Annotated in this window: 15 protein-coding genes; 9 read left to right on the forward strand and 6 right to left on the reverse strand. The window is 64.4% G+C overall.

What is annotated here, in order from left to right; all coding sequences use genetic code 11:
- Window position 1: 1 nt before the first annotated feature.
- Window positions 2-469, reverse strand: coding sequence for a MarR family winged helix-turn-helix transcriptional regulator (locus tag D779_RS19765; protein ID WP_052348310.1), 468 nt, complete (start codon window positions 467-469; stop codon window positions 2-4).
- A 319-nt stretch (window positions 470-788) separates the two neighbouring features.
- Here D779_RS19765 and D779_RS19770 point away from each other — a divergent pair, with 319 nt between their 5' ends.
- The 6 genes from D779_RS19770 to D779_RS19795 all read left to right on the forward strand — a co-directional run bounded on the left by D779_RS19770 (window position 789) and on the right by D779_RS19795 (window position 6,667).
- Window positions 789-1,724: a hypothetical protein gene (locus D779_RS19770; protein ID WP_043757764.1), complete on the forward strand. Its 936-nt coding sequence runs from the start codon at window positions 789-791 to the stop codon at window positions 1,722-1,724.
- A 20-nt stretch (window positions 1,725-1,744) separates the two neighbouring features.
- Window positions 1,745-2,479, forward strand: coding sequence for a hypothetical protein (locus D779_RS19775; protein WP_232424252.1), 735 nt, complete (start codon window positions 1,745-1,747; stop codon window positions 2,477-2,479).
- 353 nt (window positions 2,480-2,832) lie between these two features.
- A complete protein-coding gene (locus D779_RS19780) occupies window positions 2,833-4,515 on the forward strand; it encodes a sensor domain-containing diguanylate cyclase (RefSeq protein ID WP_198295758.1) in 1,683 nt (560 codons plus the stop codon).
- Between the two features lie 187 nt (window positions 4,516-4,702).
- Window positions 4,703-5,275 carry an ankyrin repeat domain-containing protein gene (locus D779_RS19785; protein WP_043757769.1) on the forward strand — a complete coding sequence of 191 codons (573 nt, stop codon included), beginning with the start codon at window positions 4,703-4,705 and terminating at the stop codon, window positions 5,273-5,275.
- 92 nt (window positions 5,276-5,367) lie between these two features.
- Window positions 5,368-6,216: a hypothetical protein gene (locus tag D779_RS19790; RefSeq protein ID WP_043757771.1), complete on the forward strand. Its 849-nt coding sequence runs from the start codon at window positions 5,368-5,370 to the stop codon at window positions 6,214-6,216.
- Window positions 6,217-6,352: 136 nt separating this feature from the next.
- Window positions 6,353-6,667, forward strand: coding sequence for a BolA family protein (locus D779_RS19795; protein ID WP_043757774.1), 315 nt, complete (start codon window positions 6,353-6,355; stop codon window positions 6,665-6,667).
- A gap of 63 nt (window positions 6,668-6,730) precedes the next feature.
- Here the strand turns inward: D779_RS19795 and D779_RS19800 are convergent, their stop codons facing one another.
- Window positions 6,731-8,074, reverse strand: coding sequence for an alanine/glycine:cation symporter family protein (locus D779_RS19800; protein ID WP_043757776.1), 1,344 nt, complete (start codon window positions 8,072-8,074; stop codon window positions 6,731-6,733).
- Window positions 8,075-8,286: 212 nt separating this feature from the next.
- Between D779_RS19800 and D779_RS19805 the strand changes: the two genes are divergently transcribed.
- From D779_RS19805 to D779_RS19815, 3 genes are all read left to right on the forward strand, one after another.
- Window positions 8,287-8,961, forward strand: coding sequence for a septation protein A (locus tag D779_RS19805; RefSeq protein ID WP_043757778.1), 675 nt, complete (start codon window positions 8,287-8,289; stop codon window positions 8,959-8,961).
- 1 nt (window position 8,962) lies between these two features.
- Window positions 8,963-9,262, forward strand: a complete 300-nt coding sequence (locus tag D779_RS19810) for a YciI family protein (RefSeq protein ID WP_043757780.1) — start codon at window positions 8,963-8,965, stop codon at window positions 9,260-9,262.
- A gap of 78 nt (window positions 9,263-9,340) precedes the next feature.
- On the forward strand, window positions 9,341-10,195 hold the full coding sequence (locus D779_RS19815) for a peptidylprolyl isomerase (protein WP_043757783.1): 855 nt from the start codon (window positions 9,341-9,343) through the stop codon (window positions 10,193-10,195).
- 68 nt (window positions 10,196-10,263) lie between these two features.
- Here the strand turns inward: D779_RS19815 and D779_RS19820 are convergent, their stop codons facing one another.
- The 4 genes from D779_RS19820 to D779_RS19835 form a co-directional block, all read right to left on the reverse strand.
- Window positions 10,264-10,536: a hypothetical protein gene (locus D779_RS19820; protein ID WP_043757786.1), complete on the reverse strand. Its 273-nt coding sequence runs from the start codon at window positions 10,534-10,536 to the stop codon at window positions 10,264-10,266.
- Window positions 10,533-12,809 carry an NAD-dependent DNA ligase LigA gene (gene ligA / locus D779_RS19825; protein WP_043757787.1) on the reverse strand — a complete coding sequence of 759 codons (2,277 nt, stop codon included), beginning with the start codon at window positions 12,807-12,809 and terminating at the stop codon, window positions 10,533-10,535. The genes D779_RS19820 and ligA overlap by 4 nt, the downstream gene beginning before the upstream one ends.
- Complete coding sequence (gene zipA / locus D779_RS19830; protein ID WP_043757790.1) at window positions 12,806-13,681, reverse strand: cell division protein ZipA; 876 nt, start codon at window positions 13,679-13,681, stop codon at window positions 12,806-12,808. Before zipA ends, ligA begins: the two co-directional genes overlap by 4 nt.
- Window positions 13,682-13,765: 84 nt before the next feature.
- Window positions 13,766-14,699, reverse strand: a 934-nt coding sequence (locus D779_RS19835) for a coiled-coil domain-containing protein (protein WP_043757793.1), incomplete at its 5' end; no start/stop codon positions are given.

Consider the following 14,699-nt stretch of genomic DNA (forward strand, 5'->3'; position numbering starts at 1 on the left):
CCTAGCGCTCGGCCCTGGAATCCTCCGCCCGCGCGGCGAGTTCTTCGTTCAGGACGGCCAGCACCCTCAGCGTGACCTGCAGATCGGCATCGGATGCGGGTGACAGCAGACTTCCGCGTATCTCGGCCAGCGCCTCCTCGACCCGAGCGGCCAGGGCCTCGCCGTCAGAGGTCAGATGCAGCCGCTTGGCGCGACGGTCGCTAACGTCGTCGCGCCGTTCGACCAGCCCGTGGGCGCAGAGCTGATCGAGCAGACGTACCAGCGAGGGTCCGACGATCCCGATCTCCTCGGCAAGTTCGTTCTGGCGCATCCCGCCGCCGCAGCGCGCGATAGTGAGTACCGGAACCGCCTGGGCATCCGAAATCCCATAGCTGGCGAGCTGCCGGTTGACCTCTTTGCGATAGACCCGCGACAGCCTCACGATCCCGCTGGTCAGCAAACGCTCCAGCTCCCGCCTTTCTTCACTCACAATGACATAGCCCGAAATGATTGCGTTGGACACATGATAATTAGCTTGCTAACTATCTGTCAAATATGCGTCTGATGGCGACGCCCCGAAGTCGTCACGCAACGCCGCTTCAGCGAATGCCGCTCTGTGCTAGGATCGGCATCCGATCCGAATCCGTCCGCTTTCGACGCCGAACGACGTCTGCCGCTCAATCCAAATTCACTGTTCGAGGACCTCAAGGGTGAAGCTGCGCTTATTCGCCACAGTCTGCTGTATGGCATGTACGACTTGGCTTCTGCAGGGGTGCGCCGGCGCCCGGACCACTCCGGGACAGGCCGCGATGGGGCCAACGCTGGAGATCGGCGATCTGCCGCAGAAGACGCTGCCCGGCGCCACGCGCTCCGAGGTGAAATCGCTCGCGATGGGGGCCGCCCGCAGCAAGGGCTGGACGATCGCGGAATCCGACGACAGCCGGCTGATTCTGCAGCGCCCGACGGACGGTCAGACACTGCCGACTGGCGCGCCGTTGCCGCCCGGAGCGACCCTGGAGGTCACCTCCTATTTCGTCGAGCAGCAGGGCGGGGTGACCGTCGCCACCAAGGCCGAGCTGGTCTCGCCGGTCAGCGGAGCGGCGCAATCGACACGAAACGATTACACCGACGACTTCAGGGGCGTCCTGGACCAGTCGCTCGACTCGCTCGCCGACAGCTGGAGGCAGCACCGCGCGCGTCTCGCCCGCGCCGCACCGCCCGCATCGGGCTGGAAGAGCGCCTGGGACGAGGGAAAGTCCAAGCAAGAGACGGACAACGCCTCGCCGTCGGAGGCGGCCACGCCCGATGGGGCCGCCGCATCGGCCGTCGCAGCCACGGAGGCCGGGAGCCCCCCACCGACCACCTATGAAGCCTCTCCGAGCCCGGAGACGGCGGCCGCGACGCGCCCCACGCCCGAGCCACGCCGCTCGGCAGCGGGTGCCGCGCCGGTCGTGGATGCAACGGCGGCCCTCAGCTCGGATCGAGGCACGCCCCCCCCGGATTACAGCTATTCAGCGCCGTCGAACGACATGATGCGGCTGCCATCCAGCAATCGAGGATCTCGCCGCCTGACCATGGCCGCCAACGCGGAGGACTATGCCCGCGAGCACGGCTGCGAGGTCGAAGGCAGCGGCTCGCAGCTGATCGAGTCCCGGCGGGACGGAGAGGTGCACAAGGTTCCCTGTGCCGGCAGCGACAGCTTCCTGGTGAAATGCCAAGACGGAATCTGCAAGAGTCTGCTATGAGGGACGCGGCGGAACAGGCCATGCCATGCGCCTCTCTCCGCCGCCGAACGCCCTCCCGGATCGCCCGCTGGAGCTGGATCAAGACATGCCGGGCGATCCTCCTATCGACCCTGGGCTGGCATGCAGCGCTCGTCCTGGCACTCTCACCTCCCGACATGCTGCTGTTCGACGCCAGTCTGGGCGAGGCGCGCAGCTTCACCGTCGAGAGCGCGGCGGACCGCGGCTGGACGATCCGCAGCGTCGCGCCCACCCAGGCCATCTTCGAGCAGACGCTGGTCGGCAGCGAGGACCAAGGCATCCTTACCATCGAACAGCTGCTGCGCATCTTCGCCGAATTCCGTGAGGAATCGACCGGGGTGCGCGTCTATCTGCGCGCCCAGGAAGTGGATTGGCCGGAAACGGACGAGGAGCGCATGACGGACGTCACCGACCGCTACCGCGACAACCTCATGCGCGCCCTCGCCTCGCTGCGGGCCAAATGGGACGCCCAGCGTGAGGGAGACGGTATCGCGCCCCCGGCCGGGACCCGGGATCCGGGACGCGTCGTCTCGGCCGCACCGCTCCGTTCCGGCGCGTCCGGCGTCTGGTCCTACGCGGCGGAGCATTATGCGATCAGCCGCGGCTGCGAGCTCACGGATCGCCCGACCCAGCTCATGGCCTCGGGTCCGGATTGGGAGAGACACGGTGTCTTCTGCGCCGACGGCACTCAGGTCGGCGTCGAATGCCGCCACGGAGACTGCACCAGCAGCCGCTGATGCGGCCTCAGAGCGAACCCCAGAAATAGAAATGCCCGACTTGCCGTCAGCCTGTCTTCAGGCCGGCGAAGGCATCCCGGCAGCGTCGCACGCGCGTGCGCCCCTCGCTCCACCGGTCTCGTGCCATTGACGATTCCGATCGAGGACGACATTTTCCCAACGTCACCTGCGATCCACCCGCGCAGATATTCGAAACGAAAATAGGCAATCCGATTTTGCATTTCGCGCGATCCATCGTATCGGTCCTCCTGTTTCTGATGGCTTGCACAGGAATTGCCGGCACGGACATTTCGAGCACCAGCCCGATACCCACTTATGAGGCGTCGACCGCGGGAATCGCACCAGACCGATTCATGGTTTACGTCATTATGGATCCGTCGGAAAGCCTGACGATCGGCGAGATTGCGTCCGACCAAGTCAGCGGTGATGGGCCGGCCGGCACCCTGACACCTTCTCGTATATATATCAAATCCCCCAACGTCGACTATTGGCTCATCTTTCGACTCAGGAACAGTTCGGACAAACCCGTCAACCGTATCCTGCGCTTTGACGAACCATTCGCGAAGGATGCCAGCATCTACTATCGAGAGGGAGATGGATGGCGATCCCAGTCGGCGGGGCTCTCGACCCCGATCGAGAACCGCCCGATCCACAATCGCAACCCAATCTTCCCGGTCGACATCGAACCGAACGAGACAAAAACCATTTACCTGAAGCTTCATTCCAACTACGGAATGATCACGATCAGCATTCATTGCGACGAGCCGGAAGCATTTCTGAACTGGGAACTCCTGCAGACAGCCTGCTACATGTTCTACTTCGGCGCAACGTCCGCGCTAGTCGCCTATAACCTATTCTTATTCTTCGCATTGCGCGAAAAACTCTATCTGTATTACGTACTGCACGGCTCGTCCTATATCAGCTGGGTCTTCATTTATAGCGGCTTCGACCTCTACCTGGGCGCGACCGAAAGCACGCATTACCAGCTCAACCCGGTCGTCATCCTTGTCATCGTATTTCTCGCGCTATTCACCAGACAGCTCCTCCAAACCCCGATCAACCTCCCGAAAATCGACAAAGTACTGGTCGCTATCGCCGGCACGGCAACGGCTCTTGGGGTTGCGAGCTATATCGATATCCGCTACTACCACTATATTACCTTCTTCGCGTTTCCCGCCTATCTGTTCTTCATGCTACTCGGGATCTATGCGGTGATGAAGAACATCACCCTCGCCGGCTACTACCTCTTGAGCATGGGGCTCTATTTCTCAGGAATCATCGTGCTCGCCCTGCTGCTGATGGGCCTGATCCCCTACAACCAGCTCTTGCGCTATCTGTATATGCCAGGCTCCCTGGCCGAATTCACGACGCTCTCGCTCGCGCTGGCCTACCGGGTCCGGTTATTGCAAAATCAGAATACGCTCTTCCAGCAACAATTGATCGAAACCGAACGACGAACCAAAGAACGGCTTGAACGAGCTGTCGCCGAACGCACGGACGCACTTCGCAAGGCCAATGCCGAACTGGAACGAATGGCGAAAAAGGACGGTTTGACCGGCTTGGCGAACCGGCGGCTTCTAAATGAGCGTCTGCGCCATGAATGGAAAAGACTCGCTCGGGAGAACCGCTCCATGGCCGCTATCCTATGCGATATCGACCATTTCAAGAAGTTCAACGATCAGTATGGCCATCAGGGCGGTGACGAATGCCTGATCAAGGTCGCACGAACCATCGAGCGGTGCCTCCATCGTCCGAGCGACCTGGCCGGCCGCTATGGCGGTGAAGAATTCTTGATCCTGCTCCCGAATACCGATACCGCGGGCGCCCTCACCACGGCCGAAAGAATCCGTTCGGCCATCGAAGATCTGGCGATCGAACACGAAAATTCCGAGACGAGCGATCGTCTGACCATGTCCTTCGGAGTCGCCGCGGCGAATCCCCATGAAGGCGTCACCGCCGAACAGCTCGTGGCGGCGGCCGACGAGTCCCTGTATCGGGCCAAGAATCAAGGCAGAAATCAGGTCGTGCGCAGCTGAACGCCTACTTCAGCTTACTTCTCCACCGGAGAGAGGGTCCGCATGCGCTCGGTGGAGATGGAGCGCCATCGGAGCGGCACCAATGAAGGTTGCCCAGCACCGAGAGCGCGGCGACCTCGCGATCGGCACACTGAGATCTTGAGCATTCTCATTGGCGGTCTTCGTGACGACCCCGAGAATGTTTCGTATGAACACACCCATCAAACTCGTACTCATCACCCTCGTCGCCACCTGTCTCCATGCCTGCGGCTCGTCCGACCAAGGCAGCTTCGCCCCACCGGACGAAACGACCCAGGCCATGCTCGATACCGCCGAGCGCGGCGACCTCAATGCGCTGGATCAGCTGCTGGCACGCCACCGCAAGCCGGATGTGCGCGACAGCTGCAACTGGACCCCGCTGATGAAGGCCGCGCTCAATGGCCATATGCCCGTGGTCCAGCGGCTGATCTCGGTCGGCGCCAAGATCGACGCCCAGGACAAGGGCGGCTATACCGCCATGATGCTGGCCGCCTCGAACAACCATGCCGATATCGTCGATCTGCTGCTGAAGCGCGGCGCCATGATCGATCATCAGGAATCGACCAAGGGCTGGACGGCGCTCATCTGGGCCGCCAAGCAGGGTCATGCCAGGACCGTGGAGACCCTGCTTCGCCATCACCCCGACCGCACCCTCAAGGACTTCTCGGGCAAGACCGCGGCGGACTGGGCCCGTGAAGGCGGCCATTCGGAGATCCTGAAGCAGCTCGAATCGGCCGGCTGAGACGAGGCTAGACCGGGGTGGAGGATGGCAAGAGCGACGCCCTCCATCCAGGAATGGCTGCGCATGCGGGTCGCCGGGGTTATGCTTCGAGCATGTCAAACCTACGCGAACGCATGGCCGAGCAAGGGTTCGAATCCAACGAGGACTACGAATTCCAGGTTCGCTGCCTGCTCGAAAGCCCGACCCGGGGGATACGCACCCTGAACGTCGAGGGCGACGGCGAGCGCCGCAAGACCGCCTTCGCCACCGCGCTGGCCCACGCATTGGGCATCGGGCAGGTGCTCTATCACGACTTCACCGACCGCAAGCCCCCGCTTCCGGCCGTCATCCTCCCCCCGAGCAAGGACGAGATGGGGCGCGAGGAGCCGCCGATCGACCCGCTCGACACCATCGTCAGCGAGGCCTGCGCCCAGAGCGAAGGCGACCCCATCGTCCTGATCCTGGATCAGCTCCAGGCCGCCGATTTCCGCGAGCACATCCGCATCCATCGTCTGGCCAGCAACGCCTATTGGGAGGTGCGCGACGGCCGCTACGAGGCCAATCCGCACCACCTGCTGCTGTTCCTGATCTCGGAGGATCCGCTCTATCACGCACTCCAGAAGGCGAGCTTCCGCGTCTGGGTCAGCCGGCTCTCGGAGCGCGAGGTCATCTACCGACCGGATCAGTTCGGGCTGGAGGCCGACACCCAGCCGCTGTTCGACGCCTTCACGCATCTGTTCCGCGCACTGGGCACCACCCCGACCTTCAGCGAATTCGCCCATATCCTGAGTGATCTACAATGCCATGTGCGCACCAGCGAGCATCTGCGGCTCGTTCTCTACGGCCGGGCGGAGGGAATGGACCGGCTCAGGCTCGCCAGCGAGGAGCTGGTCGACCCACTGGAGGATTTGATCGGAATCGCACACCAGATGCTGGTGACGGAGCACATCGAGCTGTCATGACAATCCATCCCCCCGGATGAGGCGATCGCCCGGGTTGCCGGGCAAGGCACTCATTCCTTGGGTATCGGACGGCGCGGACCGGAACCGGGCGTCGATTTCATGCCCTGGGGGCACACCGAGCGGAGGTCGTCACACCATGAGTCGGAAAGAACGGATCGAGGAACTGCTGCAGGAGGGGTTCGCCCCCGTGCATCTGGACATCGTCGACGAGAGCTACATGCATGCCGTCCCGACGGATGCGGAGTCGCATTTCAAGCTGCTGGTGGTCAGCGAATCATTCGAGGGAATCGCAATGGTCGAGCGCCACCGTCTCGTCAACCAGCTGCTGGACGAGGAATTCGCCCAAGGACTCCACGCACTGACCATGCACACCTGGACACCCGAGGAATGGGAAGCCAAGGGAGGCGTGCCCGAATCCCCACCCTGTCTCGGCGGCTCGCAGACGGCCTGACACCGCCCGCCCCGCCCCTCCGGCACGGCCGGGCCGCCGCCCGTCGCGGCGGCCCGGCATGCATCAGGCGGGCTTGGCGGCGAAGTATTCCCGCGTCAGACGGAACACCACCGGACTCAGGAGCAGCAGCGCGACCAGGTTCGGCAGCGCCATGAGCGCGTTGAGCGTATCCGCCACCAGCCAGACGAAATCCAGCTGGGCCATGGCCCCGAGCGGCAGCACCAGGACCCAGATCACCCGGAACGGCAGAACGGCGCCCTCGCCGAAGAGATACTGGGCGCAGCGTTCGCCGTAAACGCTCCAGCCGAGCGTCGTCGTATAGGCGAAGAGCATCAGTCCGATGGCGACGATATAGGCGCCGAAGCCGGGCAGTGCCGTCTCGAAGGCGCTGCTCGACAGCACCGCGCCCGTCGCCCCCGAATCCCAGACACCCGAGACCAGGATCACCAGCCCGGTGATGGAACAGATGACGATGGTATCGATGAAGGTGCCGAGCATGGCGACCGTGCCCTGGGCGACCGGATCGCTGGTCTGGGCGGCGGCATGGGCGATCGGGGCGCTTCCCAGACCGGCCTCGTTGGAGAAGACGCCGCGCGCCACGCCGAACTGGATGGCCGCCGCCACGGCCGCGCCGGCGAATCCGCCGCTCGCCGCGATCGGCGTGAAGGCATGGGTGAAGATAAGGTCGAAGGCCGGCCCGATCTGATCGAGATGCATCGCCAGGATCGTGAGACCGCCCACCAGATAGATGACCGCCATGAGCGGCACCAGGGCGCCCGCGACCTCGCCGATCCGCTTGATGCCGCCGATCAGAACCAGGCCGGCGAAGACCGCCATCGCAACACCCGTGCCCCACAGGGGAATGCCGAAGGTATCGGAGGCGACATGCGCGACCGAATTGGCCTGAACCGTGTTGCCGATCCCGAACCCGGCGAACAGACCGAACACCGCGAAGGCGGTGGCCATCCACAGCCATTTACTGCCCAGCCCCTGCTTGATGTAATACATGGGGCCGCCGAGATGGCTGCCCTTGCCGTCGACCTCGCGATAGTGCACCGCCAGCACGGCCTCGGCGTATTTGGTGGCCATGCCGACCAGCGCCGTGCACCACATCCAGAAGAGCGCGCCCGGTCCGCCGAGGAAGATGGCGGTCGCCACGCCGGCGATGTTGCCCGTGCCCACCGTCGCGGAGAGCGCGGTCATGAGCGCCTGATAGGAGGGGATGTCCCCATCGCCCTGCTTGACGCGACCGCGCCACAGCATGCGAAAACCGTACCCCAGCTTGATCAGCGGCATCAGCCGCAGACCCAGCATGAGGAAGAAACCGACACCGAGGATGAGGACCAACATCGGTGGCCCCCAGACGATGCCGTTCAAGATATTCACCCAAGCGGTAATCAATTCCACTGAAATCCTCCAGGATTCGAGAGAGTCATAGCAGCGCGAATCACTATACAAGGGGGAACGAGACCTTCACAGCCTGCCCGCCGCGCCGGAAATCGCCCGGTTCGTGCGCAGCGCGCCTTCGCCATCCATCCGTCCTCGCGGATCGGCCCGCCCTTTACCTCGTCAGCGGCACACCTTAAGCTCGCCAGCTCATCGGAGGACACGGCACCAATATGAAACTCCTGATCGACTTCTTCCCCATCCTGCTCTTCTTCATCGCCTACAAGCTGGCCGGCATCTATGTGGCCACCGGGACCGCCATCGCGGCCTCCGCCGTCCAGGTCGGCTGGTCCTGGTGGCGGCATCGAAGGGTCGAGAAGATGCATCTGGCGACCCTGGGGCTCTTGGTCGTCTTCGGCGGACTCACCATCGCGCTCCAGGATCCCATCTTCGTGATGTGGAAGCCGACCCTGGTCAACTGGCTGTTCGCCACCGCTTTCTTGGCGAGCCAGTTCGTCGGCGAACGCCCGCTGATCCAGCGCATGATGGGACACGCCATCGAGATCCCCGCACCCATCTGGAGGCGCCTCAATCTGCTCTGGACCCTATTCTTCGTCTTCCTCGGCCTGGCCAATCTCTTCGTGGTCTACATCGGCAGCGGATTCTTCGCCGCCCAGCAGACGCTGATCGGCGCCAGCGGGCAGGACGCCGTCGACCTCACCAAGTGCGCGACCAGCTACAGCGGCCATCTGCTGGAACTCTGCAACGACGCCCAGGCACGCGAGGAGACCTGGGTGAACTTCAAACTCTTCGGTATGATGGGCATGACGATCCTCTTCGTGATCGCCCAGGCGTTCTACCTGGCCCGCCACGTGAAGGAAGAACCCCAGACCCTGGAGACCGATTGACGTGCTCTACGCCATCATCGCAGTCGATCACCCGGACAGCCTCGGCGCCCGCCGACAGGCGCGCCCGGCCCATCTTGAGCGCCTGCAGGCATTGCAGGACGCGGGCCGGCTGGTACTCGCCGGACCGCACCCGGCCATCGACAGCCCGGATCCGGGCGATGCCGGTTTCACCGGCTCGCTGGTCGTCGCGGAATTTTCCGACCTGAGCGCGGCCGAATCCTGGGCGGCCGCCGATCCCTATGTGGCGGCCGGCGTCTACCGGACGGTCTCGGTCAAGCCCTTCCGGCAAGTCTTCCCCTGATGCCCCGGCCCCGCGCCGGGACACGGGTCCCGTAATTTTCCGATACATTAGTCATTTTCCGATAAGGACGATCTAGTCATGAAAACTGCCCGTTTCTCACTGGTAGCGCTCGCGCTGCTGGCCTCCGCACCCTGCTTCGCGGAGGATACCGATTCCCCCGATACCCTGATCGCCACCGTCAACGGTACCCCCTATACGCTCGACGTCTTCCGTATCTTCTACATGGAGCGGATGCAGGGCACCCGCGCCGAGAATTCGCCTCAGCTCCAGCAGCAGGCCTTCGACGAATTCATGGGCCTGGTCGTCGCCTCGCAGCAGGGCGAGAAGCTCAAGCTGGAGGACGATCGCAGCGTGGTCGCCGCGCTCCAGCTGGCCCGAATGAAGGTCATGTCGAATGCGGCCCTGACCAAGATGGCGGAGGAGATGGAACCCAGCGAAGACCGGCTGAAGGAGGCTTACGAGCAGTTCAAGGAGCAGGCCAGCCGCACCGAGTTCAAGGCACGCCACATCCTGGTGAAGGAAGAGGACGAGGCCAAGAAGATCATCAAGAAGCTCGACAAGGGCGACGATTTCGAGGAACTGGCCAAGAAGAACTCGCTCGGCCCCACCGCCAAGAACGGCGGCGAACTGGGCTGGTTCGATCCGAGCCAGATGGTCGCGCCCTTCGCCGAGGCGGTCGCCGAGATGGAGCCGGGCGACTACTCGAAGGAGCCGGTCCATACCCAGTTCGGCTGGCACGTCATCAATCTGCAGGAGACCCGCAAGGCCAAGCCGCCGACCTTCGAGGAGGCCAAGCCGCGCCTGACCGCCGCCGTCAAGCGTCAGATGATCGCCGAGAAGATCGCCGACCTGCGCAACAACGCGATGGTCGAGCTCAACGAGGACGTGGTCAAGATCAAGGAGATCGACGGCGAAGAGGCCAAAGACAAGTAATCCGACCCGCCGGGAGGCCGTTTCGCACGGTCTCCCGGCCAGTCAGAGCGACGACAGCCGTCATCGCGTCAGTTATCGCGCCGCTTGAGCCCGTCGAGGGGGACCAGCTGAACCGTCTGGGGCTCGTCCGCGTAACGTGGGCGCTCCCCGCCCCTCCCCTGCTCGTCGGCCAACTCCTTCTCGCGCGCCGCGATCATGCCCAGACATTCCCGAACCTCCTGGATGGTGCCGTCGGACAAGGGATGCCGCATCCCGGGGGGCGGCGTGACGTCCCTGACGATGGACGTCAGCGTCTTGCGCATGGCGATCAGGATCTCTTGCTCTTTGGTCAGTTCGGTCATGACGTCACCCCGGGGTTGGTCTGGGAAAGCCGGTCGATGAGCGCGGAGAGGGCCGTCTCGTCCAGGATCTCGACCCCCAGGCCGCGCGCCTTGTCCAACTTGGAGCCTGCATCCTCTCCAGCCAAGAGATAGTCGGTCTGCCTGGAGACGCTGGAGGTCACCTTGGCGCCCAATTGCTGCAGCCTCGACTTGATGGCATCGCGCGGTTGGCTGAGGCTGCCGGTGATGACGATGGTCTTCCCTTCCAAGGGCTGGGCGGGGGCCTGATCGCGGGTCTCCGAACCCGAGTCCCAGCGGACACCGGCCGCCAGCAGACGCCCGATCGCCTCGCGATTGTGGTCCTGGGCGAAGAAACCTGCGATGTGAGCCGCGACCACCGGCCCCACGCCCTCCACCAGACGGCGGCTGTTGAGATAGAGATCCTCCAATTCGGCCGCCCGCAACGCGTCCAGATCACCGAAGCGCTCGGCCAGCGCCTCGGCGCGCGCGCGCGTCAGCCCCCGGATACCGAGCCCGGCGAGCCATTCGGTCAGATCGCCCGAGAGCTCGAGGTCCGGATGCTCGGCGAGGAAGGCGTGCAATGCATTCGCCGTCTCGACACCGACCCCCTTGACCCCTCGGGTCTGGACGAAATCCTCCACCCGCGCCCGCATCAGCGGCTCGATGCCGTCGAAGCGCTCGGCCAGTGCCCGTGCGGTCGTCTCCCCAACCTCGCGGATCCCCAGGGCATGGATGAAGCGGGCGAAGCTGGTCTCCTTGCTGCGCTCGAGCGCGGCGACCAGGTTCGCGGCCGATTTCTCGCCCATACGTTCCAGGTGCACCAGGCGCTCCCGGGTCAACCCATAGAGATCCGCCGGCTCGTGGATCCAATCGAGATCGACCAGCTGCTCGATCAGCTTGTCGCCCAGCCCGTCGATGTCCATCGCCTTGCGCGAGGCGAAATGCTTGAGCGACTCCTTGCGCTGGGCCGGACAGAAGAGACCGCCCGTGCAGCGGGCGACGGCCTCGCCCTCGGGACGAATCACGTCCGATCCGCAAACGGGACAGTGGCTCGGCAGCATCACCTGGCGGGCGTCCGCCGGACGGCGCTCGGCGACGACACGCACCACCTCCGGGATCACGTCTCCGGCACGGCGCACGACCACCGTATCCCCGATCCGGACGTCCTTGCGCACCACCTCGTCCATGTTGTGCAGGGTCGCGTTCGAGACGGTCACGCCGCCGACCTGGACCGGCTGCAGACGCGCCACCGGGGTCACGGCACCGGTCCGTCCGACTTGGAATTCGACAGCCTCGACCCGGGTCATCTCCTCCTGGGCGGGGAACTTGCGGGCGATGGCCCAGCGCGGATGATGGCTGGTCGCACCGAGCCGGACCTGATCCGCCAGCCGGTCGAGTTTGAATACGACCCCATCGATCTCGAAGTCCAGCGACTCGCGTCGTCGTCCCAGCCCTTCGAAATAGTCCCGGCAGCCGTCCAGCCCCGTCACCACCTTCAGCTCGCGCGAGATGGGGATGCCCCATGCCGCCAGACGCTGGAGCATGGCCTGCTGAGTCGCCTCGGGCGACACCGACAGCTCGCCCCATCCATAGCAGCAGAATCTCAGCGGACGCCTGGCGGTCACCCTGGGATCGAGCTGGCGCAGACTGCCCGCGGCCGCGTTGCGCGGATTGGCGAAGGGTCGCTCGCCCCGCTGCAGGATCTCGGCGTTGAGACGCTCGAACCCGGCGCGGGTCATGTAGACCTCGCCGCGCACCTCGAGCACCTCGGGCCGATCCTCGCCGATCAGGGATAGCGGGATGCTGGGGATGGTGCGCGCCGTATGGGTGACGTCCTCGCCGCGGGTCCCGTCGCCACGGGTGGCGGCCAGCACCAGCACGCCCCCCTCGTAGCGCAGACTGATGGCGAGACCGTCGAGCTTGGGCTCGGCGACATAGAGCGGATCGTCCGACCCCGGCAGTCCGGACAGGACGCGGCGATGGAAGTCCACCAGTTCCTCGTCGCTCATCGCATTGTCGAGCGAGATCATGGGAATGGCGTGACGCACCTCGCGGAACTCCGGGCGCGGGGCCGCTCCAACCCTTTGGGTCGGCGAGTCGGGCGTGACCAGATCCGGATGCTCGGATTCGAGCTGTTTGAGCTCGCGGACCAGACGATCGTACTCGGCATCCGGAACCTCCGGATCGTCGAGCACATAGTAGCGGTGGTTGTGATAGAGGATGCGTTCGCGCAAGGACTCGGCGCGCCGACGGTCCTCGGACGTCGCGCTCACCTCAGGGCGACCTTGGCCCAGCGCACCTCGTTGGCGAGCACGGCCTGACGCATCTCCTCCTCCTTGCCGACCGTCAGCGGACGCCGCCGGTCGTCGAGCACGTCGCCGTTGAGGGCGAGGGCGAGCTTGCGCGCGGTGGCGATCATCTCGTCGAGGATGGTCATGTCCTCCGGATGGCCCTCGAGCTGAGCGAAGAGCATCAGACCCGGAGTGGAGAAGGTATCCATGGCGTCGAGGGGGAAGGTGCCGGGCTTCACCATGTTCGCCATGCTGAAATAGATGCGGGTCTGGTCGTCGAATTCGTCGAGACAGTGGAAGATGTCCATGTCTCCCGGATAGAGACCGCACCGCTCGGACACCTCCAGCACGTCCCGACCCTTGAAGGGATAACGACGCGCGCTGACGCTCAGCTGCACCAGCAGGGGCTCGATCGAGTCGGCCGACTCGCGCGGCTCGGGCTCGGAGTCCGCGGCCACCGGTCGTTCGGGCTCCGGATCGGGTTCCGGCTCCGGTTCCGGTTCCGCATAGGTCTTGGAATCCGCGACCGAGGCACGCAGCGGCTCGTCCTGGTCGATGCGGTCGGCCCCCTCGTCGAAGGCATCGGAGTCGCGATCCCTGGCGGACCTGGGGGTCAGATAGGACCAGTCGCTCTGCTGCGAATCCTCGTCATCGTCATAGAAGCCGAGCTCGGGATCCCGCTTGCCCGCACGCACGCCGTAGGGGGCGTCGCCCGCGCTTCCGGTGACATCCTCATCATCGTATTCGTCGCCTTCCTGCTCGCGCTTCTCTCGATAACGCTCCCACAGATAAAGCAGGAGAATCAGCAGGCCGCCGACAACGATCAGGATCAAACGAATAGTGCTGGCATCCATTCTGAATTCTGGTTGGCAAATGGGTTTGGAGAATGTCGGGCGAGTATATCAACGCTCGCCATGACTGTATCGCCCCGGACGGCACTAGGAGGCGGCCGCCATCCGTACCGCCTCGTCCACATCGACCGCGACCAGGCGAGAGACTCCGGGCTCGTGCATGGTCACGCCGATCAGATGATCGGCGATCTCCATGGTCACCTTGTTGTGACTGATGAAGATGAACTGGACCCGGTCCGACATGGACCGCACCATCTCGCAGAAACGCCCGACGTTGGCGTCGTCCAGCGGCGCGTCCACCTCGTCCAGCATGCAGAAGGGTGCCGGATTGAGTTCGAAGATGGCGAACACCAGGGCCACGGCCGTCAGGGCCTTCTCCCCGCCCGAGAGCAGATGGATACTGGAGTTGCGCTTGCCGGGGGGACGCGCCATGACGCTGACGCCCGTCTCCAGCAGATCTTCGTCGGTGAGATCCAGATAGGCGTGACCGCCGCCGAAGAGGCGCGGAAAGAGCTGCTGAAAGCCGTGATCGACCCGGTCGTAGGTCTCCCTGAAGCGGGTGCGGGTCTCGCGGTCGATCTTGCGAATGGCCTGTTCCAGCGTCTCCAGCGAGCGGGAGATGTCGTCATGCTGGGTATCGAGATAGACTTTGCGCTGAGATTGCTCCTTGAACTCGTCGATCGCCGCCAGGTTGATCGCTCCGAGACGCTGGATCCGATTCCCGACCCTGACCAGTTCCTCCTGCCAGACCGGTTCCGAGGCATTCGGATCCAGTGATTCCAGCACGGCCGCCGGGACCGTCCCGGCCTCGGCCAGCTGTTCCTCCAGGGTCCGGCGCCGCACCAGCCGCTCCTGGCGTTCCAGACGCAGACCATCGAGCCCGCTGCGACTGGCCTGCAGCGCCTGCTCCGTCTTCTGGCGCTCCTGCTCCAGAGACCGCACCTCGGCATCCAGCGATTCGCGCCGGTTGCGTGCCTCGCCCAATGCCTCTTCGACCTCGACGCGCAGCGCCAGCTGCGCG

Source organism: Imhoffiella purpurea (genome assembly GCF_000585215.1).
Classification (GTDB): Bacteria; Pseudomonadota; Gammaproteobacteria; order Chromatiales; family Chromatiaceae; genus Imhoffiella; species Imhoffiella purpurea.